Source organism: Streptomyces sp. NBC_00005 (genome assembly GCF_045160215.1).
Classification (GTDB): domain Bacteria; phylum Actinomycetota; class Actinomycetes; order Streptomycetales; family Streptomycetaceae; genus Streptomyces.
The window spans coordinates 4135865-4157802 of the sequence record NZ_CP108316.1 but is presented as its reverse complement, the minus strand read 5'-3'; the positions used below and the strand labels follow the sequence as shown (position 1 = coordinate 4157802).

General features: G+C 68.6%; 20 protein-coding genes. 14 read left to right on the top strand and 6 right to left on the bottom strand.

Features of this window, described 5'->3' with window-relative positions; translation table 11 throughout:
• The first annotated feature begins 3 nt into the window (after positions 1–3).
• The 3 genes from OG303_RS18985 (at position 4) to OG303_RS18975 (ending at position 1422) form a co-directional block, all read left to right on the top strand.
• Positions 4–417, top strand: a complete 414-nt coding sequence (locus OG303_RS18985) for an ATP-binding protein (protein ID WP_405869587.1) — start codon at positions 4–6, stop codon at positions 415–417.
• 135 nt (positions 418–552) lie between these two features.
• Complete coding sequence (locus tag OG303_RS18980) at positions 553–1035, top strand: hypothetical protein (protein WP_405869586.1); 483 nt, start codon at positions 553–555, stop codon at positions 1033–1035.
• 45 nt (positions 1036–1080) lie between these two features.
• The gene (locus tag OG303_RS18975) at positions 1081–1422 is read left to right on the top strand and encodes a hypothetical protein (protein WP_405869585.1); all 342 of its coding nucleotides are present in this window, start codon (positions 1081–1083) and stop codon (positions 1420–1422) included.
• A 141-nt stretch (positions 1423–1563) separates the two neighbouring features.
• On the opposite strand, the gene OG303_RS18970 is transcribed toward OG303_RS18975, so the two are convergent.
• The 5 genes from OG303_RS18970 to OG303_RS18950 form a co-directional block, all read right to left on the bottom strand.
• Positions 1564–2610, bottom strand: a complete 1047-nt coding sequence (locus OG303_RS18970) for an ABC transporter ATP-binding protein (protein ID WP_405869584.1) — start codon at positions 2608–2610, stop codon at positions 1564–1566.
• A 26-nt stretch (positions 2611–2636) separates the two neighbouring features.
• Positions 2637–3662: an ABC transporter ATP-binding protein gene (locus tag OG303_RS18965; protein WP_405869583.1), complete on the bottom strand. Its 1026-nt coding sequence runs from the start codon at positions 3660–3662 to the stop codon at positions 2637–2639.
• A 12-nt stretch (positions 3663–3674) separates the two neighbouring features.
• Complete coding sequence (locus tag OG303_RS18960) at positions 3675–4655, bottom strand: ABC transporter permease (RefSeq protein ID WP_405869582.1); 981 nt, start codon at positions 4653–4655, stop codon at positions 3675–3677.
• A gap of 81 nt (positions 4656–4736) precedes the next feature.
• Positions 4737–6521, bottom strand: a complete 1785-nt coding sequence (locus OG303_RS18955; RefSeq protein WP_405869581.1) for an ABC transporter substrate-binding protein — start codon at positions 6519–6521, stop codon at positions 4737–4739.
• A gap of 81 nt (positions 6522–6602) precedes the next feature.
• Positions 6603–7631: an ABC transporter permease gene (locus OG303_RS18950; RefSeq protein ID WP_405869580.1), complete on the bottom strand. Its 1029-nt coding sequence runs from the start codon at positions 7629–7631 to the stop codon at positions 6603–6605.
• A 490-nt stretch (positions 7632–8121) separates the two neighbouring features.
• On the opposite strand from OG303_RS18950, the gene OG303_RS18945 reads away from it, so the two are divergent.
• From OG303_RS18945 to OG303_RS18925, 5 genes are read left to right on the top strand one after another with little or no spacing between them, the layout of a single operon-like run.
• The gene (locus tag OG303_RS18945; protein ID WP_405869579.1) at positions 8122–9762 is read left to right on the top strand and encodes an ABC transporter substrate-binding protein; all 1641 of its coding nucleotides are present in this window, start codon (positions 8122–8124) and stop codon (positions 9760–9762) included.
• 6 nt (positions 9763–9768) lie between these two features.
• Entirely contained in the window at positions 9769–10692 is a 924-nt protein-coding gene (locus OG303_RS18940; protein WP_405869578.1) for an ABC transporter permease, read from the top strand.
• On the top strand, positions 10685–11668 hold the full coding sequence (locus tag OG303_RS18935) for an ABC transporter permease (RefSeq protein WP_405869577.1): 984 nt from the start codon (positions 10685–10687) through the stop codon (positions 11666–11668). The genes OG303_RS18940 and OG303_RS18935 overlap by 8 nt, the downstream gene beginning before the upstream one ends.
• A 9-nt stretch (positions 11669–11677) precedes the next feature.
• Positions 11678–12652: an ABC transporter ATP-binding protein gene (locus tag OG303_RS18930; protein ID WP_405869576.1), complete on the top strand. Its 975-nt coding sequence runs from the start codon at positions 11678–11680 to the stop codon at positions 12650–12652.
• Positions 12645–13676 (top strand): ABC transporter ATP-binding protein, encoded by a 1032-nt coding sequence (locus OG303_RS18925; protein ID WP_405869575.1) that lies wholly within the window; start codon positions 12645–12647, stop codon positions 13674–13676. The genes OG303_RS18930 and OG303_RS18925 overlap by 8 nt, the downstream gene beginning before the upstream one ends.
• Positions 13677–13893: 217 nt before the next feature.
• On the opposite strand, the gene OG303_RS18920 is transcribed toward OG303_RS18925, so the two are convergent.
• Positions 13894–16014: a prolyl oligopeptidase family serine peptidase gene (locus OG303_RS18920; protein WP_405869574.1), complete on the bottom strand. Its 2121-nt coding sequence runs from the start codon at positions 16012–16014 to the stop codon at positions 13894–13896.
• Positions 16015–16190: 176 nt separating this feature from the next.
• Here OG303_RS18920 and OG303_RS18915 point away from each other — a divergent pair, with 176 nt between their 5' ends.
• The 6 genes from OG303_RS18915 (at position 16191) to OG303_RS18890 (ending at position 21937) form a co-directional block, all read left to right on the top strand.
• Positions 16191–16385, top strand: a complete 195-nt coding sequence (locus tag OG303_RS18915; RefSeq protein ID WP_402612419.1) for a hypothetical protein — start codon at positions 16191–16193, stop codon at positions 16383–16385.
• Between the two features lie 48 nt (positions 16386–16433).
• Complete coding sequence (gene mshB, locus OG303_RS18910; protein ID WP_405869573.1) at positions 16434–17294, top strand: N-acetyl-1-D-myo-inositol-2-amino-2-deoxy-alpha-D-glucopyranoside deacetylase; 861 nt, start codon at positions 16434–16436, stop codon at positions 17292–17294.
• Positions 17291–17701 (top strand): DUF6113 family protein, encoded by a 411-nt coding sequence (locus tag OG303_RS18905; protein ID WP_405869572.1) that lies wholly within the window; start codon positions 17291–17293, stop codon positions 17699–17701. Before mshB ends, OG303_RS18905 begins: the two co-directional genes overlap by 4 nt.
• A 154-nt stretch (positions 17702–17855) precedes the next feature.
• Entirely contained in the window at positions 17856–20111 is a 2256-nt protein-coding gene (locus OG303_RS18900; RefSeq protein ID WP_405869571.1) for a hypothetical protein, read from the top strand.
• A gap of 162 nt (positions 20112–20273) precedes the next feature.
• On the top strand, positions 20274–21200 hold the full coding sequence (locus tag OG303_RS18895; RefSeq protein ID WP_405869570.1) for an ABC transporter ATP-binding protein: 927 nt from the start codon (positions 20274–20276) through the stop codon (positions 21198–21200).
• Positions 21197–21937 carry an ABC transporter permease gene (locus OG303_RS18890; protein ID WP_405869569.1) on the top strand — a complete coding sequence of 247 codons (741 nt, stop codon included), beginning with the start codon at positions 21197–21199 and terminating at the stop codon, positions 21935–21937. The genes OG303_RS18895 and OG303_RS18890 overlap by 4 nt, the downstream gene beginning before the upstream one ends.
• The last annotated feature ends 1 nt before the right edge of the window (position 21938 follow it).

Genomic DNA, 21938 nt, shown 5'->3' with positions numbered 1-21938 from the left:
CGCATGCCCGAAAGCGAATCGGAACCCTGGGAGTACTCCCTGTACATCCCGAACGATCCCCGCGCGGTCACCGTGTGCCGCCGCACCCTCCGCCTGATCCTCACCGTGCACGGCCTGATCGGGCTCGTGGACACCGCCGAGCTGCTCGCAACCGAGCTGGTCTCCAATGCCGTACGCCACACCAAGGGGCCGGCTGCCCTGCGTGTGCGCTGGTCGGCGGGGGTGCTGCGGATCGGGGCGTGGGACGCGGATCCCGAACCGCCGCAGCCACCGCGGTCGTTGGAGAAGCTCGTCGAGGCGGAGGAGGGGAGGGGGCTGGCGCTGGTCCGGGCGTGCGCCGACATGTGGGGCTGGCAGCCCCTGTCCAGGCACGGCAACCGGGGCAAGTACGTGTGGTGCGAACTTGCGGCGGTGTGAGGCCTGCGACTGCAGGGCCTGGAGTATATGCAGTTGACGGCACTCGGTCAGCGATGGAACGGTGAAGCGGTGCCTCCGATGAGGCGCTTTGTACATCAACTCCCCGCTGACCACGGGGAGACCAGAGGGGAACACATGCTTCACCACACTGCCGTCAAAGCAGCGCTGTCCGCTGCCGTCGTCATACCGGCTCTGCTGATCCCGGCAGCCGGTTCCGCGTACGCCGCGTCACCCGCATCCGGGCAGACCGTCACAGCACAGGCCACCAGCTTTGACGCCAAGTGCAGGAGCCACAGCCGCACCTACGTCCTGAAGAAGTACTACCGCGAGGTGCCCGTCGGGCCTCCCACCTTCATCACCCTGCGCTGTGGCACCAGCACGTGGGGCTGGAAGCACATCAAGGCGGGGCACGGCTGGAACAGCACGATGGACCGGAAGATCAGCGCTGCCATCGGGACCGGGGACCCCAATGGCCGCGGTGGTTACTCCACCTACGCCAATCAGTGCCCGCGAGTGGAGAAGTTCCGCACCATCATCGGTACCCCGGGCGGACGCAACGACCTCCTGACGGCCTACAAGGTCGACCAGCCGGCGGTCGCCGACGCTGCTCGCTGCTGAAATTGGTGTCGGGGTGTGGGCCGAGGTGAAAGGTGGTTGACCCCTGTGGAGGAACAGACACCGGCAGAGCAGGCTCTGAGCCGCTCGTACGTCACCGCTGACGGACTCCGGTTCGACGTCACCAGAATGACGGTCGAGCACCATCCGGACCGCAGCGCGACCCTGACGTACTGGCTGACTGTGGGCCGCAAGGACCAACCGGATGAACGTTGGGTCGTCACCCTCCCCTGGGACGACAAGTCCTGGACGGATGTGCTCACTTCGGCCGTACCCCCTCCCGACCGACTGCAGCAGCTCGTGCACCTCGTCCATGCCCATCTCGACGAGTGGTGGGACACGAAGGGACACAACCGGCGGTCGGCAAAGTTGGGACGGCGACTTACCTGAGCAGGTCCCGGAGAGAAGGCAAAGGCCCGCGCCTGGGTAGGCGCGGGCCTTCGTTCCCCTGGATCGGACATTCATGGGCTCGGGTCAATGGGCCGAGAAGGTCCGTTCCACAGAGGTTGCGGCTGACGGTAAAGGGGTGTGTCAGGCCGCCGCCTCGGGGTCCTTGGAGAGACGGGGAGCGGGAACCGTGTCCGCCGTCTCCGGGTAGTGGCAGGCCGTCAGGTGGCCGGGCTTGTTGCCCTCGACCTGGACCAGCGGCGGGGCCTCGCTCGCGCACTTGTCCGTCGCCTTCCAGCAACGGGTGCGGAAGCGGCAACCCGACGGCGGGTTCAGCGGGGAGGGCACGTCGCCGGTCAGACGGATGCGCTCACGTGCCGGGGTGTCGTCCGCGGTGGCCTCGGGCACGGCGGACAGCAGAGCCCGCGTGTAGGGGTGGCGCGGGTTCTCGTACAGGTCGTCGCGGTCGGCGATCTCCACGATCTTACCGAGGTACATGACCGCCACGCGCTGCGAGAAGTGCCGGACCACCGCGAGGTCGTGGGCGATGAAGACGAACGCGATGCCGAGGTCCCGCTGCAGCTGCTGGAGCAGGTTCACGACCTGCGCCTGGATCGAGACGTCCAGAGCAGACACCGGTTCGTCGGCGACGATCAGCTTCGGCTCCAGGGCCAACGCCCTTGCCACGCCGATGCGCTGACGCTGGCCGCCGGAGAACTCGTGCGGGAAGCGGTTGTAGTGCTCGGGGTTGAGACCGACGGTCTCCAACAGCTCCCGTACGCGCTTCTCGTGGCCACCCTCCGGCTCGATCCCGTTGATCTCCATCGGGCCGGAGATGATCTTGCCGACCGTCTGGCGCGGGTTCAGCGATGCGTACGGGTCCTGGAAGATCATCTGGATCTCGGACCTGACCGGCGCCAGCTGCTTGCGGCCCGCGTGGGTGATGTCCTGTCCGCGGTACGAGATCTTGCCGGCCGTCGGCTCCAGGAGTCGCGTGATCAGGCGCCCGGTGGTCGACTTGCCGCAGCCCGACTCGCCGACCAGGCCCAGGGCCTCGCCCTCGGCGACCTGGAAGTCGAGGCCGTCCACGGCCTGGACGGCACCGACCGTGCGCCGGATCGGGAAGCCGCCCTTGACCGGGAAGTGTTTGACCAGGCCGCTGACGTCCAGGAGGGGGGTGGTGCTGCTCATGGTGGTGAAGTCCCGTCTCTTTTACGTCAGTTGGTACGCGCCGTGGCGTAGTCGGCGAACAGGTCGTGCTTCTGCTCCGGCTTCAGGTGGCACGCCGAACCGCGGCCGTCCCTGACCTCCAGCGCCGGCTGCGCGCTCGAGCAGAGCCCGCCGGAGACCTGCTCCGTGAAGGCGCACCGGGGGTGGAAGCGGCAGCCCGAGGGCGGGTTGAGCAGCGAGGGCGGCGAGCCCGGGATCGGGGACAACGGCACGTCGACCGGCCCGTCCAGGCTCGGCATCGACCCCAGCAGACCGAGCGTGTAGGGGTGCTCCGGGGTGTTGAGCACCTCCTTCTTGGTGCCCTTCTCCACACACCGGCCGCCGTACATCACCAGCACGTCGTCCGCGATGTCGGCGATGACACCGAGGTCGTGCGTGATGAAGATGATCGCGGTGCCGAACTCCTGCTGGAGGTCCTTGAGGAGGTCCATGATCTGGGCCTGCACGGTGACGTCCAGCGCCGTCGTCGGCTCGTCGGCGACCAGCAGCTCGGGGTCGCAGACCAGTGCCATGGCGATCATCGCGCGCTGGCGCATACCGCCGGAGAACTGGTGCGGGTAGTCGTCCACCCGCATGTCCGGCTGCGGGATGCCCACCCGGCGCAGCATCTCGATCGCCCGCGTCCGGGCCTCCTTCTTGGAGGCGCCGGTGTGCTTGCGGTACGTCTCGCCGATCTGCGCGCCGATGGTGTGGTACGGCGACAGCGAGGCCAGCGCGTCCTGGAAGATCATGGACATCTTGTTGCCGCGCAGCTGCTCCAGCTCGCGCTCGGAGGCGGTGATCAGCTCCTTGCCGTCGAGCAGGATCTCGCCGTCGATCGTGGTGTTGCGCGGGTCGTGCAGGCCCAGGACCGCCAGGTTGGTCACGGACTTGCCGGAGCCGGACTCGCCCACGATGCCGAGGGTCTTGCCCTTCTCCAGGTCGAAGGAGAGACCGTCGACGGCCTTGACGATGCCGTCCTCGGTGCCGAAGTGGACGCGCAGGTCCCGGATGGAGAGGAAGGGGGTGCTCATGGTTCGCTCTCCTTACGCGAGGCGCACGCGCGGGTCGATGAGGGCGTACACGGCATCGACGATGATGTTGAAGACGACGATCGCGGCCGCGGCGACCAGGACGACTCCGAGCAGCATCGGCAGGTCGTTGGTCGAGACCGCCTTCACGGAGAGCCGTCCGATTCCCTGGATGCTGAAGGTCTGCTCGGTGATGATGGCGCCGCCGAGCAGGGTGCCGAGGTCGAGGCCGAAGATGGTGACGATCGGGCCCATGGCGCCGCGCCAGGCGAATCGGAAGAACACCGTCCGGCGGGAGAGACCCTTGGCGCGGGCCGTGCGGACGTAGTCCTCGCTGAGCGACTCGACCATCTGGGAGCGCGTCATACGCGTGTAGTTGGCGGTGAAGATCAGTGAGAGCACCAGCCACGGCACCAGGAGGCCCTGTGCCCACTGGGCCGGATTGTCCGTGAACGGCGTGTAGTTCGCGCGGTCCAGCCAGTGCAGCTGGTCGACCAGTAGATAGGTGGCGAAGACGCCGACGACGTAGATCTGCATCGAGGACGCGATCAGCGAGGCCGAACTGGCGATCTTGTCCAGCGTCTTGCCCTGCTTGACGGCGGCCAGCATGCCGCTGCCGACGCCGAAGATCAGGAAGACCACGGAGCTGCCGAGGGCCAGCGAGATCGTGGCCGGGAAGCGGTCCAGGATGGTGGACAGCACGGGCTCGCGGTTCTGGAACGAGTAGCCCAGGCACGGCGCGTCGCAGCGCCCGAACGAGGCGTAGTCCCGCCCCACGAACAGGCCCTTGAGCCAGTCCCAGTACTGCACGGGGAGCGGGTGGTTGATCCCCAGGTTCTTCTTCACCAGTGCCAGGGTCTCCGGGGTGCAGACCTTGCCGCAGGCGATACGGGCGGGGTCGCGCGGGGCGGCGTAGAACAGGACGAACACCAGGGCGCTGATGATCAGCAGGATCACAGCCGCACCGAGGGTCCGGCGGACAAGGAAGCGGAACATGGCAGTTGGGTTTTCCTGACGGATGCCGTTGGGGGTGAGGCGGCGGGGCGGCACCGGGGCCGCCCCGCCAGGGGTTGAACGTCAGGCCTTCACGAAGGTCTTGTACAGCAGGGTCGCGGAGAAGTTCGGGTCGAACTGGGCGCCGCCGACCTTGGAACCGTAGACGTAGTAGCGCCGCGAGAACGTCTCGGGGATGATCGGCGCGACCTCCTTCATGATCCGCTCGTCCAGCGCCGCCCAGGCCGCGCCCGCCTTGGCCTGGTCGGGGACGACCGCGTTCTTCTTGATGCCGTCGTTGATCCAGCTGATGTCGGTCTGCGAGATGTTGTTCATGCCGTTGCCGATGGCCCCGCCGTCGAACAGCGGCTGGATCACGGTGTAGGCCGTCGGCCAGTCCGGGGACCAGCCGAACCACATCACGTCGTAGCTGTTGTCGATCTGCTGGATCTGGTCGTAGTACGACGTGGAGTCGACCGGCTTGATGATCGGCGTGAAGCCGGCCGCCTTCAGCGCGTTCTCGATGACGACCTTGGTCTTGTCGTAGGTCGGGTCCTGCGGGTACGCGTAGACGACCTTCATGCCCAGCTTGCCGGCTTCCTTCAGGAGCGCCTTGGCCTTGGCCGGGTCGCCCTGCGGCTTGGTGAGCTTGCCGTACGCGTCGTACTTCTTGTACCCGATGAGGTCCGGGCTCATGATCGAGGTCGCGAAGTCACCGGCGGACGGGCCGCCGTAGATCTGCCGGATCTGCTGCAGCGGCCAGGCGTGGTTGAGGGCCTGGCGGACCTTGAGGTCGGTGACGCGCTTGGTGTTGATCGCGTAGTAGTAGACACCGGTCAGCAGGCCGTTGAAGCTGCGCTTCTTGAGCGCGGGGTCGGTGAGCACCTTCTGGATGCGCTCGGCCGGGACGCCCTTGTAGATCGACACCGCGTACTGGTCCTTGCCCTGGTCCGCGATGAGGCGGTCGGTGGAGTCCAGGGTCTCGATGCCGAAGTCGAACTCGAAGCCGTCCGGGTAGGCGTTGCGGATCGAGTCGGTCTTCGGGTCCCAGTACTTGTTGCGGGTCAGGACCATCGACTTGTCGGTCGTGTGGGCCTTGATCTTGTACGGACCGCAGGCGGCCGGCTTCTTGTCGTACTTCTCCTTGGTGTCCAGCTTCGGGGACACCGCGGCGTAGGAGTGCATCGCCAGCGTGAAGTTGAAGTCCGGCTTGGACTCGGCCAGGTTGAAGGTGATGGTGCGCTTGGCCTTGTCCGTCACGATCTGCGAGAGGTGCTTGCCCTTGTACGGACCCTCGTACGCGTCACGCCACTTGCCGGCCTTGCCGGTCAGCGCGGACTGGACGTAGTTGGCGCCCTCGGTGATGAACGAGGCCCAGGAGCGCTCGATGCCGTGGCGCACGTCCTCGACGGTCAGCTCGCTGCCGTCCTCCCACTTCAGCCCCTCCTTCAGCGTGAAGGTCCAGGTCTTGTTGTCGGCGGAGGCGGTGCCGGTGTCGGTGGCCAGGTCGCCGACCAGCTTCTGCTTGCCGGAGGAGTCGATCTTGTAGCTGGTCAGGCAGCGGTGCAGGAGCAGCGCGACCGTCGAGTTGTACGCGTAGTAGATGCGCTGCGGGTCCAGGTGGGAGAAGTCGTCGGGCGCGAGGCCGTAGATCGTGCCGCCCTTCTTCGCACCGGCGATCTCCGGAGCCGGGCCGGTCGAGTCCTCCTTGGTGCCGACCGTGACCTTGGCGCCGGTGTACGCGGTGGCGCCGTCACTCGGAGTGCTCCCGCTGCCGCCGGAGTTGCCGCTGCTGCACGCGGACAGCAGCGTCGAGCCCGCGGCCGCGACAGAGGTGGCTATGACGAAATTTCTGCGGGAGAGAGACATGACTGACCCGATTTCTTGTGGATGGAGAAGATGCTTCGTGCGCTCCGACCGGGCCCCGTCGCCCGAGCGGAGTGGGGGAGTTCAGCGCTTGGTCTTCGGGTCCAGCGCGTCGCGGACCGAGTCGCCGAGCAGGTTGAAGGCAACGACGAAGATCACCATGGTCAGGCCCGGGAAGAGCATGAAGGTGATGTCGTCCTGGTAGTAGTTGGAGCCGTTCTGGATCATCACGCCCCAGTCAGGGGTGGGGTTCTGCAGACCGACGCCGAGGAAGGCGAGGCCGGCCTCCGCTGTGACGTACGCCGGGAGCAGCAGCGTCGACTGGATGAGGATCGGCGTCCAAAGGTTGGGCAGCAGTTCCTTGAAGATGATGCGGGACGGCGAGGCGCCGGTGACCTTGGCCGCCTCCACGAACTCCCGCTCGCGCAGGGCGAGTACCTCGCCGCGCAGCAGTCGCGCGATGGAGGCCCAGCCGAAGACGGTCAGCACGAGGATGAGGCTGACGACGGTGAGCCAGACCGGGGTGTTCTCGTCCGAGGCGACGAAGATCGCCAGCGCCACGGGCCAGAACGCGATGTAGAAGAGGGTCTGCGGGAAGGCCAGCAGGATGTCGATCACACGGCCGACCAGGTAGTCCGTCTTGCCGCCCACGTAGCCGGCGCTGATGCCGATGACGACACCGAGCAGAGTCGTCAGCAGGGTGGCGGTGGTCGCGATCAGCAGCGAGTTGCGGATGCCGTAGAGCAGGAAGGTGAAGACGTCCCGGCCGAGCTGCGGCTCGATGCCGAACCAGAAGTCGGAGCTGATGCCGCCGTTGGCCTTCACCGGGTAGTTGAACTGGTTGAGCAGGCCCGGGGTGTTCATGCCGTAGAGGGTGTACGGGTCCTTGCCGTACAGCTTGGCGATGAGCGGCGCGCCGATGGCCACAACGAAGAAGAAGATCACCACGTAGGCGGATATGACGCCCGCCCGGTCGCGCTTGAAACGGTTCCAGGCCAGCCGTCCCGGCGAGCGACTCTCGGAGCCTTGTGAGCCGGAGGGCTTCGTCGGTGTCGCGCTGTCTTCGTCGGTCACCTCGAGCGGGGCGGCCGGGGAAGGGGTTGGGGGGGTCATGATGCTCCGTGCCCTGTGGGTCAAGGACTCCGCAGGGCGCTCCCTACGGGCTACGCCGGACTTTTTCAACGCAATTCGTTCAAGGTCAATAAAATCTCACTCGACTTGGGCTTCTATTTACTTTCTTTGCCTCGCCTTGACCAATCTGTAGCTACGCGTGTAGCACGTCGTAATCGATCCGTGTCCGAATTCGGGCCAACTGCGCGAAACGGGCAACGAGTTCGATATGCGGACTCCTCAGTATCGGAATCCGTACATCTCGCCGTAGCAATCCAACGGTTCGGCATCGGATGGCGATGATCCATTGCGCTCCGCGCCGGAGATCCATTGTCGCCGACGGCCCTCCGAGGGTGTGACGAGGGGTCGGTGGGCGGCCATCCGGATGGTGTGTCAGGTCCGGGATCCCCCAATGGCCTCCACGCGTGTGCGGTGTGCACCTTTTGAGTCGATATTTGCCGGTAATGGACTGGCATTTCTGAGGAGGCACTCCATGCGTGGAGCCACGCACGCCAAATGGGCCGCATGCGCGGCGGCGGTCGCACTCGCCGCGACGGCCTGCGGGGGCGACAGCAGCGACAGCGACAGCGGCGGCAGTGGTGACAGCGGCGCGGTGCTCAGCTCCTCCTGGGGGGACCCGCAGAACCCGCTGGAGCCGGCCAACACCAACGAGGTGCAGGGCGGCAAGGTCCTCGACATGATCTTCCGGGGACTGAAGAGGTACGACCCGAAGACCGGCGCCGCCGAGGACATGCTCGCCGAGAAGATCGACACCACGGACTCGCAGAACTTCACGATCACCATCAAGGACGGCTGGAAGTTCAGCAACGGCGAGGCCGTCACCGCCAAGTCCTTCGTGGACGCCTGGAACTACGGCGCCAGCCTCAAGAACAACCAGAAGAACGCCTACTTCTTCGGGTACATCGAGGGCTACGACAAGGTCCACCCGGAAACCGGCAAGCAGACCGCCGACACGCTCTCCGGGCTCAAGGTCACCGGCGACCGGACCTTCACCGTCAAGCTCACCCAGAAGTTCTCGACCTTCCCGGACACCCTCGGCTACCCGGCGTTCGCGCCCCTGCCCCAGGCCTTCTACGACGACCACGCCGCGTGGGTCGAGAAGCCGGTCGGCAACGGCCCGTACACGGTGGACTCGTACACCAAGGGCTCGCAGATGTCGCTCAGGAAGTGGGACGCGTACCCCGGCACGGACAAGGCGCAGAACGGTGGCGTGGACCTCAAGGTCTACACCGACAACAACACCGCCTACACCGACCTGATGGCCGGCAACCTCGACCTGGTCGACGACGTCCCGGCCGCCCAGCTCAAGAACGTCAAGAGCGACCTCGGTGGCCGCTATCTGAACACCCCCGCCGGCATCATCCAGACGCTCGCCTTCCCCTTCTACGACAAGGACTGGAACAAGAGCGGCTCGGAGAAGGTCCGCAAGGGTCTGTCCATGGCGATCAACCGTGAGCAGATCACGAACACGATCTTCCAGAAGACCCGCACCCCGGCCACCGACTGGACCTCCCCGGTGCTCGGCACGGAGGGCGGCTTCCAGGACGGGCTGTGCGGGGACGGCTGCGAGTACAACCCCGCCGAGGCCAAGAAGCTGGTCCAGGAGGGCGGTGGGATCCCCGGCGGTCAGGTCAAGATCACGTACAACGCCGACACGGGGTCGCACAAGGAGTGGGTCGACGCCGTGTGCAACTCCATCAACAACGCGCTCGACAACGACAAGGCGTGTGTCGGCAACCCGGTCGGCACCTTCGCCGACTTCCGTACGCAGATCACGCAGAAGAAGATGTCGGGGCCGTTCCGGGCGGGCTGGCAGATGGACTACCCCCTCATCCAGAACTTCCTCCAGCCGCTCTACTACACCAACGCCTCGTCCAACGACGGTCATTGGTCCAACAAAGACTTCGACAAGCTCGTGAACCAGGCCAACACCGAGACCGACACCACCAAGGCGATCGGCATCTTCCAGAACGCCGAGAAGGTCGTCCGCGACAACATGGCGGCCATCCCGCTCTGGTACCAGAACGGCAGCGCCGGCTGGTCCGACCGCCTCTCGAACGTCGCGCTCAACCCGTTCAGCGTCCCCGTCTACAACGAGATCAAGGTCGGCTGAGCCCCCGTGGGCAGGTACGTGGTCCGGCGTCTGCTCCAGATGATCCCGGTGTTCATCGGAGCCACGCTGCTGATCTTCCTGATGGTGAACGTGATGGGCGACCCCATCGCGGGCCTGTGCGGCGAGCGGCAGTGCGACGCGGCCACGGCCGCCCAGCTCAAGAAGGAGTTCGGCCTCGACAAGCCGGTCTGGCAGCAATACCTGACCTACATGGGGAACATCTTCACCGGCGACTTCGGCACCGCCTTCAACGGCCAGAAGGTCACCGAGCTGATGGCGACGGCGTTCCCGATCACCATCAGGCTCACCATCGTGGCGATCCTCATCGAGATCGTCATCGGCGTCACGCTGGGCGTCATCACGGGGCTCCGGCGCGGGAGCGCCGTCGACACCTCCGCCCTCCTCCTCACCCTCGTCGTCATCTCCGTCCCCACCTTCGTCACCGGCCTGCTGCTGCAGCTGCTCCTCGGCGTCGAGTGGGGCTGGATCAAACCGTCGGTCTCCACCGACGCCACCTTCGGCGAGCTGATCGTGCCGGGCCTGGTCCTCGCGTCCGTCTCGCTCGCCTACGTGACCCGGCTGACCCGCACCTCCATCGCGGAGAACCGCCGCTCCGACTATGTCCGCACGGCCGTCGCCAAGGGGCTGCCCCGGCACCGGGTGATCATCCGGCACCTGCTGCGCAACTCCCTGATCCCCGTGGTCACTTTCATCGGCACGGACATCGGCGCGCTGATGGGCGGAGCGATCGTCACCGAGCGCATCTTCAACATCCACGGCGTCGGCTACCAGCTCTACCAGGGCATCGTCCGGCAGAACACCCAGACCGTCGTCGGCTTCGTGACCGTACTCGTCCTCGTCTTCCTGGTGGCCAACCTGCTCGTCGACCTCCTGTACGCCGTACTCGACCCGAGGATCCGCTATGCCTGAGCAGCCGCCGTACGAACCCGAGGGCGCCATCGCGGGGACCGGCATGGGCGGCACGATGGACCTGGCGGCGACCGAGGCGACGACGCTGGAGAAGACACCGGGGGGTCCGGAGGGGACGGGCCCGCAGGAGAAGCCCAGGAGCCTGTGGTCCGACGCCTGGCGGGACCTGCGCCGCAACCCCGTCTTCATCATCTCGGCGCTGGTGATCGTCTTCCTGGTCGTCATCTCCCTCTGGCCGTCGCTGATCGCCTCCGGCAACCCCCTCAAGTGCGACCTCGCCAAGGCCCAGGAGGGCTCACAGCCGGGCCACCCGTTCGGCTTCGACGGCCAGGGCTGCGACGTCTACACGCGCACGGTGTACGGGACCCGCATCTCCATCAGCGTCGGCGTCCTGGCCACGTTCGGTGTCGCGGTCCTCGGTTCGATCCTGGGCGGGCTCGCCGGGTACTTCAGCGGGGGCTGGGACTCGTTGATGTCCCGGATCACCGACATCTTCTTCGCGATCCCGGTCGTGCTCGGCGGTCTCGTCCTTCTCTCCGTGGTGACCAGCAACACGATCTGGCCGGTCGTCGGGTTCATGGTGCTGCTCGGGTGGACGCAGATCTACCGCATCGCACGCGGTGCGGTCATCACCGCCAAGCAGAACGACTACGTCCAGGCGGCCCGCGCCCTGGGCGCCTCCGACTCCCGCATCCTGCTGCGGCACATCGCGCCCAACGCCGTCGCGCCGGTGATCGTCGTGGCGACCATCGCGCTCGGCACGTACATCGCGCTGGAGGCGACCCTGTCGTACCTCGGCGTCGGCCTCAAGCCGCCGACGGTCAGCTGGGGCATCGACATCTCCGCCGCCTCCGCCTACATCCGCAACGCCCCCCACATGCTCCTGTGGCCGGCCGGAGCGCTGGCGATCACCGTGCTGGCGTTCATCATGCTCGGCGACGCGGTGCGCGACGCCCTCGACCCGAAGCTGAGGTGAGCCGCCGTCATGCTGCTCGAAGTGCGTGACCTGCATGTGGAGTTCCGGACCCGGGACGGGGTCGCCAAGGCCGTCAACGGCGTCACCTACGGCGTGGACGCGGGCGAGACCCTCGCCGTGCTCGGTGAGTCCGGGTCGGGCAAGTCCGTCACCGCGCAGGCGGTCATGGGCATCCTCGACATTCCCCCCGGGAGGATCACGGGCGGCGAGATCCTCTTCCAGGGCAAGGATCTGCTGAAGCTGAAGGAAGAAGAGCGCCGCAGGGTCCGCGGCGCCGAGATGGCGATGATCTTCCAGGACGCGCTGTCCTCCCTCAACCCCGTGCTCTCCGTGGGCGACCAGCTCGGCGAGATGTTCGTCGTGCACCGGGGCATGTCGAGGAAGGACGCGCGGACGAAGGCCGTCGAGCTGATGGACCGGGTGCGCATCCCGGCGGCCAGGGAGCGGGTCAAGGACTACCCGCACCAGTTCTCCGGCGGCATGCGCCAGCGCATCATGATCGCGATGGCCCTCGCCCTGGAACCGGCGTTGATCATCGCCGACGAGCCCACCACCGCTCTCGACGTCACCGTCCAGGCCCAAGTCATGGACCTGCTCGCCGAGTTGCAGCGCGAGTACAACATGGGGCTCATCCTCATCACCCACGACCTGGGCGTGGTCGCCGACGTCGCCGACCGGATCGCCGTCATGTACGCGGGCCGGATCGTCGAGTCGGCGCCGGTGCACGACATCTACAAGCTGCCCGCGCACCCGTACACCAAGGGCCTGTTGGAGTCGATCCCGCGGCTCGACCAGAAGGGCCTGGAGCTCTACGCCATCAAGGGCCTGCCGCCCAACCTCATGAACATCCCGCCGGGCTGCGCCTTCAACCCCCGCTGCCCGATGGCCCAGGACGTGTGCCGGACCGACGAGCCGCCCCTGCACGAGGTGGACGAGGACCGGCGCAGCGCCTGCCACTTCTGGAGGGAGTGCCTGAATGGCTGAGCCGATTCTGCAGGTCAGCGGACTCGTCAAGCACTACCCGCTCACGCGGGGGATTCTCTTCAAGAAGCAGGTCGGCGCGGTGAAGGCCGTCGACGGCGTGGACTTCGAACTCGGCCGCGGCGAAACCCTCGGCATCGTCGGCGAGTCCGGCTGCGGCAAGTCGACGGTCGCCAAGATGCTGGTCCACCTGGAGAAGCCGACGGCGGGGCAGATCCGCTACAAGGGCGAGGACATCGCCACGCTCTCCGGCAAGGCCCTGCGATCCGTGCGGCGCAACATCCAGATGGTCTTCCAGGACCCGTACACCTCGCTCAACCCCCGTATGACCGTGGGCGACATCATCGGGGAGCCGTACGAGATCCATCCCGAGGTGGCCCCCAAGGGCGACCGGCGCAAGAAGGTCCAGGAGCTGCTGGACGTGGTCGGCCTCAACCCCGAGTACATCAACCGCTATCCGCACCAGTTCTCCGGCGGACAGCGCCAACGCATCGGCATCGCACGGGGGTTGGCGCTGCGCCCCGAGATCATCGTCGCCGACGAGCCGGTCTCCGCGCTCGACGTCTCCGTGCAGGCCCAGGTGATCAACCTCCTCGACCGGCTGCAGAGCGAGTTCGAGCTGTCGTACGTCTTCATCGCGCACGACCTGTCGATCGTCCGGCACATCTCGGACCGGGTCGGGGTGATGTACCTCGGGCGGATCGTGGAGACGGGCCGGGACGCGGAGATCTACGACCATCCGACGCACCCCTACACCCAGGCGCTGCTGTCCGCGGTTCCCGTGCCCGACCCGGAGGCGCGCGAGCACCGGGAGCGGATCATCCTCGCGGGTGACGTGCCGTCACCGACGAACATTCCCTCGGGGTGCCGCTTCCGCACCCGGTGCTGGAAGGCGCAGGAGCGGTGCGCGCTGGAGGTGCCGCTGCTGGCGGTGCCGGCCGAGTTCCGGCTCACGAGCGGGCCTGCCGCCCATGACTCGGCCTGCCACTTCGCGGAGGAGAAGGTGGTCGTACCGACCGAGGAGTAACACGCAGGCAACTTCGCCGACCCGGTTCCGATATACGGACGGGCCAGTCTCTAGAGCGTACGGCCGTGCGGGTGCCGTAAACGGGCCGGGGTTCGCCATGTAACCCCGGCCCGTTGCCCCTTTTTTGCGCCTAAACCGGCGCCGCTCTCGCGGACCTGGCCGGTGCTTCGTCGTGGTTCCTCAATTGTTGGTTGCGGTGCTCTGTGGAGTGTCGCGCTCAGGCCAGCTTGAGAGCGCGGCGGAGGAAGTCGAGTTGGAGCCGCAGCAGGTTCTCGGCGACCGACTCCTGCGGGGTCATGTGCGTGACGCCGGACAGGGGCAGCACCTCGTGCGGGCGGCCTGCGGCCAGCAGGGCCGAGGACAGGCGCAGGGAGTGGGCGACCACCACGTTGTCGTCGGCGAAACCATGGATGATCATCATCGGGCGGTGTTGCTCGGCCGGATCGACCAGGCCCGCGTCGTCGATCAGCGAGTTGCGCCGGTAGACCTCCGGCCGCTCGCCCGGGTGGCCGAGGTAGCGCTCCTGGTAGTGGGTGTCGTACAGGCGCAGATCGGTGACCGGGGCGCCCACCACGGCCGCGTGGAAGACGTCCGGGCGGCGCAGCGCCGCGAGCGCCGCCAGATAGCCGCCGAAGGACCAGCCGCGGATCGCGACCCGGTCCAGGTCGAGCGGGAAGTCGGCGGCGAGCGCCTGGAGCGCGTCCACCTGGTCCTCGAGGACGACCGCCGCGAGGTCGTCGCGGACCGCCTTCTCCCAGGCCGGGGAGCGGCCCGGGGTGCCGCGGCCGTCGGCGACCACGACCGCGAATCCCTGGTCGGCGAACCACTGCGAGGTCAGGTGTGGATTGTGGGCGGCGACCACCCGCTGGCCGTGCGGACCGCCGTAGGGGTCCATGAGGACGGGTAGCGGGGTCTCGCCATCGTGATCGCGGGGGAGCAGGACGGCGCACGGGATGCGCCGTGCGCTCCCCTCGGTGAGGATCACGCGCGGGGACATACCGGGATCTTCCGCGTACGAGGCGATGGTCGCCGCGCGCTTGCCTTCGCGAAGTACCTGTACGCGGGCGCCCGGCCGGTCCAGCGTGGCGGACACCAGCACGGTCACGCCCCCGGCGCGCACCGCCGAGTGCACGCCCGGCTCCTGCGAGACGCGCTCCAGGCCGAGTTCGTTGACGCGGTAGACGTGCACCTCGCCGGTCTCGGGGGCGTCGGCCTCCTCACCCGCCGACGCGCAGAGCAGCACGTCGTCCGCCGAGACGTCCAGTACCGCGCGGACGTGCAACTGCGGTCCCGTCAGCGGGCGTTCACCGACCGCGAGGACCCGCGCACCGCCCTCGTCGGCGATGCGGACGAGCTGCCCGGACGGGCTCCAGCAGGGCACTCCGGGGAAAAGATCAAGCCAAACTTGATCTTCGTCCGCGTGTACCAACCGGGTCGCGCCCGTCTCCGGGGACACGGCCAGGAACAACTGGCTGCGCTGGTCGCGCGCCTGTACGAGCAGCAGCGGGGCACCCGCTTCTGACCAGTGCACATGGGCCAGATACGGGTAGCGCGCCCGATCCCAGAGGACCTCCGTGCGCACCCCGTCCAGGCCGATCAGGAACAGCCGCACATCCGCGTTGTCGGTGCCCGCCGCCGGGTAGGCGACGTGCTGTGGATCACGTTCCGGCTGTGCCGGGTCGGAGATCCACCAGCGCCGTACCGGAGTGTCGTCCACGCGCGCGACCAGCAGCCGGTCCGAGTCCGGCGACCACCAGAAGCCGCGCGAACGCTGCATCTCCTCGGCCGCGATGAACTCGGCCAGTCCATAGGTGACGTTGGCCGACTCCGGCTCGGCGAGCGCCCGTTCGTCCTTGCCCTCGGCGCCCACGACCCGCAGGCCGCCCTGCGCGACATAGGCGACGTGCCGGCCGTCGGGGGAGGGGCGCGGGTCGATCACCGGTCCGGGGACGGTGAGTTCACGTGCCGTGCCCGCCCGCAGTTCGGCCGCGAAAAGCCGCCCTGACAAGGCGAAGGACGCCAACTCCGCGGCCGCGTCGGTGGCGTAGCCGACGATGCCCGCACCGCCCTCACGGCTGCGCTCGCGGCGCGCACGTTCCTCGGGTGGGAGGTCCTCCGAGGTGCCGCCCAGCAGGGCGCGCGGGTCGGCCGCCACGCGCTCCTTGCCGTCCTGTACATCGAGAACCCACAGGGAATTCGCCCGTTCCGTACCGGAGGTGGAGCGTAGGAACACGACACGGGCGCCGTCGGGCGCCACGGTGAAAGCGCGCGGCGCGCCCAGCGTGAACCGCTGGGTGCGGGCGTGCCGGCGGGGGAAGGAGTCGGACCTCGTCGTCATGCCCCGACCATATTGGCCATGCGCCCCCTTGTGCGGCCGTGCGCCGATCGATGCGCGCGGACGAATAGTTATGATCACTAGCGCACAGTGGGTATGAACCTGCTGGTTGTCGCATGGATTTGTCTGGCCCCTAAGTCCGACCCCCGCGCTCTTGGGACCTTTGGAGGTGAGCCGCCGTGGCACTCTCGATTTCGGCGGTGGTGCTGCTGGCGATCATTGTCTTCCTTCTGGTCAAGAAGTCAGGACTGAAGGCGGGGCATGCGATCGTCTGCATGCTGCTCGGGTTCTATCTCGCCTCATCGACCGTCGCTCCGACGATCAGCGAGCTGACGACGAACATCGCGGGGATGATCGGCAGCATCAAGTTCTGACCCCGGGGCTGCGCCGCGCTGTCAGTGCCGCCTCGTAGGGTGGGCTCCATGACGGAACTGCCCTCCCGGCGTCTGCTGCTGGTGCACGCGCACCCGGACGACGAGTCGATCAACAACGGCGCGACCATGGCGGCGTACGCGGCCGCGGGCGCCCGCGTGACCCTGGTCACCTGCACGCTCGGCGAGCGCGGCGAGGTCATTCCGCCGGAGCTTCGGCACCTCACCGGCGCCGCCCTGGGCGAGCACCGGCTGGGTGAGCTCACGGCCGCCATGCGCGAGCTCGGCGTCGAGGACTTCCGTCTGCTCGGCGGCCCGGGCCGCTACTGCGACTCCGGGATGATGGGCCTGCCCGACAACGACGACCCGGACTGCTTCTGGCAGGCGGACGTCGACGAGGCGGCCCGGCACCTCCTCGAGGTGATCCTCGAGGTACGCCCCCAGGTCCTCGTCACCTACGACGACGACGGTGGGTACGGCCACCCCGACCACATCCAGGCCCACCGCGTGGCCATGCGCGCCGCCGAACTGGCCGCCGAGGCGGGCCGGCCGATCCCCAAGGTCTACTGGAACCGCGTGCCGAGGTCGGTCGCCGAGGACGCCTTCGCCCGGCTCGAGGCGGATCTGCCCGCTCTGCCCTACGCCAAGCCCGCCGTCGTGGGCGACGTCCCGGGTGTGGTGGCCGACGAGCTGATCACCACCGAGATCGACGGCACCGGGTACGCCGCGGCCAAGGCCGCCGCGATGCGGGCGCACGCCACGCAGATCGAGGTCGTGGAGCCGTACTTCGTGCTCTCCAACGAACTGCCGCAACCCCTGTTCACCACCGAGTACTACGAGTTGGTGCGCGGGGAGCCGGCCGGCGGTGCACGCGAGACCGATCTCTTCGCCGGCGTCGGGGAGGCGTCATGACGGAGCGCGGTTCCCTGCTCGCCCAGCCGCTGCAGCGGCCCACTACGGGGCGGAGCCTTCTCTACGTGGGGCTCTTCGTGCTCGGCGTGGTCGTGGGCGCGGCCGGTGCGCTGGTGCAGGCCGGCTGGTTCCCGGGCGGGCTGCTGCTCGCGCTCGCGGGCGAGGCGGGGCTCTGCCTCGGCGGCGGCCGGGCCACCCGCAGCCGCGGTGGCGCCATCGCGCCCGCCGCCGGCTGGATGATCTCCGTCATCCTGCTCACCGCGAGCAGACCCGAGGGAGACTTCCTCTTCGGCGCAGGAGGCGGCTCCTATCTCTTCCTCCTCGGAGGCATGGCTGTTGCTGTGATCTGCGCCACCCTTGGACAGGGGCGGCAACCAGGTGGCCGTGACGTCCGACTTGGCAAGTGACGTACTACTTCGCCATTAACCATGCGTGGGAGTCCCGTGTGGGTTTCCCCAGCGGTCATGGGATACGCGCCAGAAGTGGCCAGTATGGTGGTGCGCGCCGCCGAGCCGCCCGTGAGGTTGTGTCGGGCGGCGGAGCCAACCGGGAGAACCTGCCTTGAGTCGTGAAACTGACACTCCGTCCTCCGGGCCCAACGGGCGCGGCGGAGCCGCTTACCCGTCGGGCACGCCGCCGTACGGGACGCCCATGGCTTCCGACGCCGGTACGGATGCGGGCCGTTCGGCCGCGCAGCCGGAGGAACGCAAGACCGAGACCACGCTGACGACCCGGATCCGGATCAACATCCCCGGGTCGCGGCCCATTCCGCCGGTCGTCGTGCGTACGCCCGTCGCGGACGCCGAGGGCTCCGACGAGACCACGGAGACCGAGGCGCCTGCGCCGGCGGCCACCCAGGCCATGAGCACCTTCGAGCCTCCGGCCGAGCCCGCTCAGCCCGCCGACGACAAGACGAGCGAGTGGTTCGCGCCCCGCAAGTCGGGACCGGCCAAGGGCGGTCAGGGCGGCGGCGCCACCAACGGGGCCGGTATGCCGGGCGGTTCGGCCGCGGGCGCGCCCGCACCCGGGCCCGGGGCCACAGGGGCGGGTGCCCCTCCCGGCGCCGCGCGTCCGGGCACCGGCCGCCCCGGTGGCGTGGTCGGCTCCATGAGCGTGCCGGGCGGCTCCCGGCCCGGCGGGACGAACGGCGCCGGGCTCCCCGGAGGAGCGACCGGCGGGCCCGTGGCCCCCGGGCACGGCGGCGGCACAGGTTCCTTCGACGTCACCGAGGCGCTGGCCGCGGGACCGCTCGGAAACGGTGCGCGTCCCGGCGGCGGCGAGCCGCGCCGTGACGACCTGCCGTACTTCTCGGACGGCGAGCGCGGCCCCCAGAACGGACCGAACGGCCAGGGCGGACCGAACGGACCGGGCGGCCAGGGCGGCTACGGCGGCCCCGGCGGCGCGAGCGGCTTCAACGGGCACGGCGGCCCCGGCGGCGCCCAGGGCCCCGCGGGCCCGACCGGCGGACCGGTCACCGGCGACGGCCCCCTGGTGCCGCCCCTCGGCGGCGGACCTGCCGGACCCGGCGGCATGGGCGGCCCGGCCGGCATGGGTGGCCCCAACGGCATGGGTGGTCCCGGCGGCATGGGTGCCCCGCACGGCGCGGGCCTCGGTCCCGGCGGCGGCCTCAGCGACGACACCGCGATCCTCACCCCGCAGAAGCCGGCCCCCGAGCCGGGCACGGGCGGCTACCCGGCGCCGGACAACGTCTCCGGGCACACCGTCACCAGCGGCATCCCGGTCGTGCCGCCGGGCGCGAACTCGCCGTTCGGGCCCGGCTCCCACACCGACGGCCCGCTGCCGCACACGCCCCCGAAGCTGCCCGAGCCGGTCACGCCGGGCGTGCCGTCCTCCTCCGCGCCCAAGAAAAAGAAGAAGGGGCGCAACAAGCTGGTCCTGGTCGGCACCGGAGTGTTCGTCATCGGCGGTCTCGCGTACGGCGCCGGGCTGCTGATGAACCACTCCGACGTGCCCAAGGGCACCTACGTGCTCGGCGTCGACATCGGCGGCGGCACCCGCGACGACGCCGTCAAGAAGCTCGACGAGAACTTCGGCGACAGCGTGAACAAGCCGCTGAAGCTGTCGGTGGGCGGCGAGACCGTCACGCTCAAGCCGGACCAGGCGGGGCTGCAGTTCGACGAGCAGGCCACGGTCGCCGCGGCCGCGCAGAGCGACTACAACCCGGTCTCCGTCATCGGCTCCCTCTTCGGCAACCACCGCGTCATCGACCCGGTCATGCCCGTCGACGAGGAGAAGCTGGCCGCCGCCCTGAAGTCCACGGCCGGCGGCTCCGGCTCGATGACCGAGGGCACGATCGAGTTCAAGTCCGGCAAGGCCGTCGCCGTCTACGGCAAGGCGGGCAAGGGCATCGACGTCGCCAAGTCGACCGAGGCGGTCAAGGAGGCGTACCGCAGCCAGGTGGAGACCGGCTCGACCTCACCGGTGACGGTCGCGACGACGACGCAGCAGCCGACGGTCTCCAACGCCGAGGTCGACCGCGAGATGAAGGCCTTCGCGAAGCCCGCGATGTCGGGGCTCGTCACGGTCAAGACGGACACGGGGGTCTCGCTGCCGATGAGCCCGCAGAACTCCCTGTGGAAGTTCCTCCGGGTCGAGGCCGTCAACGGCAAGCTCGTCGACAAGCCGGACCTCGCCGCGCTCAAGCAGCTCTACGGCGGCCAGTTCGACGGCGTCCTGATCACCCGGGGCACCGGCAAGAAGACGGCCGTCACCCCCCAGGACGTCTATGTCGCCCTGCGCCCCGCCCTGCTGAGCACGACCAACAGGGTCGGCGTCATCGAGACGAACCCCAACTGATCGAGACGAACCCCAACTGGCGGACATACGACGAGAGGGCACCCGGCACGCGCCGGGTGCCCTCTCGTCGTATGTCACCGGCCCCGGCATGACATCTGTCATCCGGCAGTCAGGACCGCCGACACTGCCGTGACCCCGGCCCGCACGGCCACGATGGGGCACATGACGACGACAGCGACAGCGACCACCACGCCGGTGGTCGGGTTCGACCAGGTGAGCAAGAGCTTCGGGAACGTCCCGGCCGTCGACGGGCTGACGCTTGCCCTGCACCCGGGGGAGACCGTGGCCCTGCTGGGGCCCAACGGCGCGGGCAAGTCGACCACCCTCGACCTGCTGCTCGGCCTCCGCCAGCCCGACGGCGGCACGGTCCGCGTCTTCGGCACCAGCCCGCGCGAGGCCATCGTCGCCGGGCGGGTGGGCGCCATGCTGCAGAGCGGCGGGCTGATGGACGAGGTCACGGTCGCCGAGCTGGTGAAGCTCGCCTGCGACCTGCACCCCAAGCCGTATCAGGCCAGTGACGTCCTCGCCCGCGCCGGCATCGCGCAGATCGCCGACCGCAAGGTCAACAAGCTCTCCGGCGGCCAGGCCCAGCGCGTGCGCTTCGCCCTCGCCACGGCCGGCGACAGCGACCTGATCGTCCTCGACGAGCCCACCACCGGCATGGACGTCTCCGCCCGCCACGCCTTCTGGGCCACCATGCGCGAGCAGGCCGACCAGGGGCGGACGGTCCTGTTCGCCACGCACTACCTCGAAGAGGCCGACGCCATCGCCGACCGGGTGCTGGTGCTGCACCGCGGGCGGCTCCTCGCCGACGGCACCGCCTCCGAGATCAAGGCGAAGGCGGGGGCGCGGAGGGTCGCCTTCGACCTGGAGGGCGAGATCGACGAAGCCCCGCTGCGGGCGCTCCCCTTCCTGACCTCCATCGACATTTCCGGCCAGACGATCCGCATCCAGTCCACCGACGCCGACGCGACCGTCCACGCCCTCTACGGCCTCGGCGTCTACCCCCGCAACCTCGAAGTCGCCGGGCTCGGGCTCGAGCAGGCCTTCGTCGCCATCACCGAGGCCGAGGAGGCCAAGCAGTCGTGAACAGTCTCATCAAGCTCGAACTGCTCCGCGCCCTGCGCAACCGCAAGTTCCTGTTCTTCTCGGTGATCTACCCCTCGGTGATCTTCCTGCTCGCCTCGAACCAGAGCGGCACCAACGGCAAGGTCGACGGCACCGGTCTGACCGTCGCGGCGTACGTCATGGTCTCCATGGCCTCGTTCGGCGCCCTGACCGCCGTGCTGATGGGCAACAGCGAGCGCATCGCCAAGGAGCGGGAGGGCGGCTGGGTACGCCAGCTGCGGCTGACCACGCTGCCCGGGCGCGGATACGTCCTCGCCAAGACCGCCAGCGCCGCCGTCATCAGCCTGCCGTCCATCGTGGTCGTCTTCCTGGTCGCCGCCGCGGTGAAGGACGTACGCCTGGACGCCTGGCAGTGGCTCGCCCTCACCGGCGCGATCTGGGCCGGCAGCCTGGTCTTCGCCGCGCTCGGCGTCGCCATCGGCTACCTCGCCTCCGGGGACGCGGTCCGCCCGATCACGATGATCATCTACTTCGGTCTGTCCATCCTCGGCGGCCTGTGGTTCCCGTCCTCCAGCTTCCCGACCTGGCTCCAGGACATCGCCAACTGGCTGCCCACGCACGCGTACGCTGCCCTCGGGCGGGCCATCGAGGAGAGCCAGGCCCCGCATGCCCAGGACATCGCCATCCTCGTCGCCTTCTTCCTGCTGTTCTCCGGCGGCGCGGCCTGGCTGTACCGGAAGGACACGCTGAAGGCGTGAG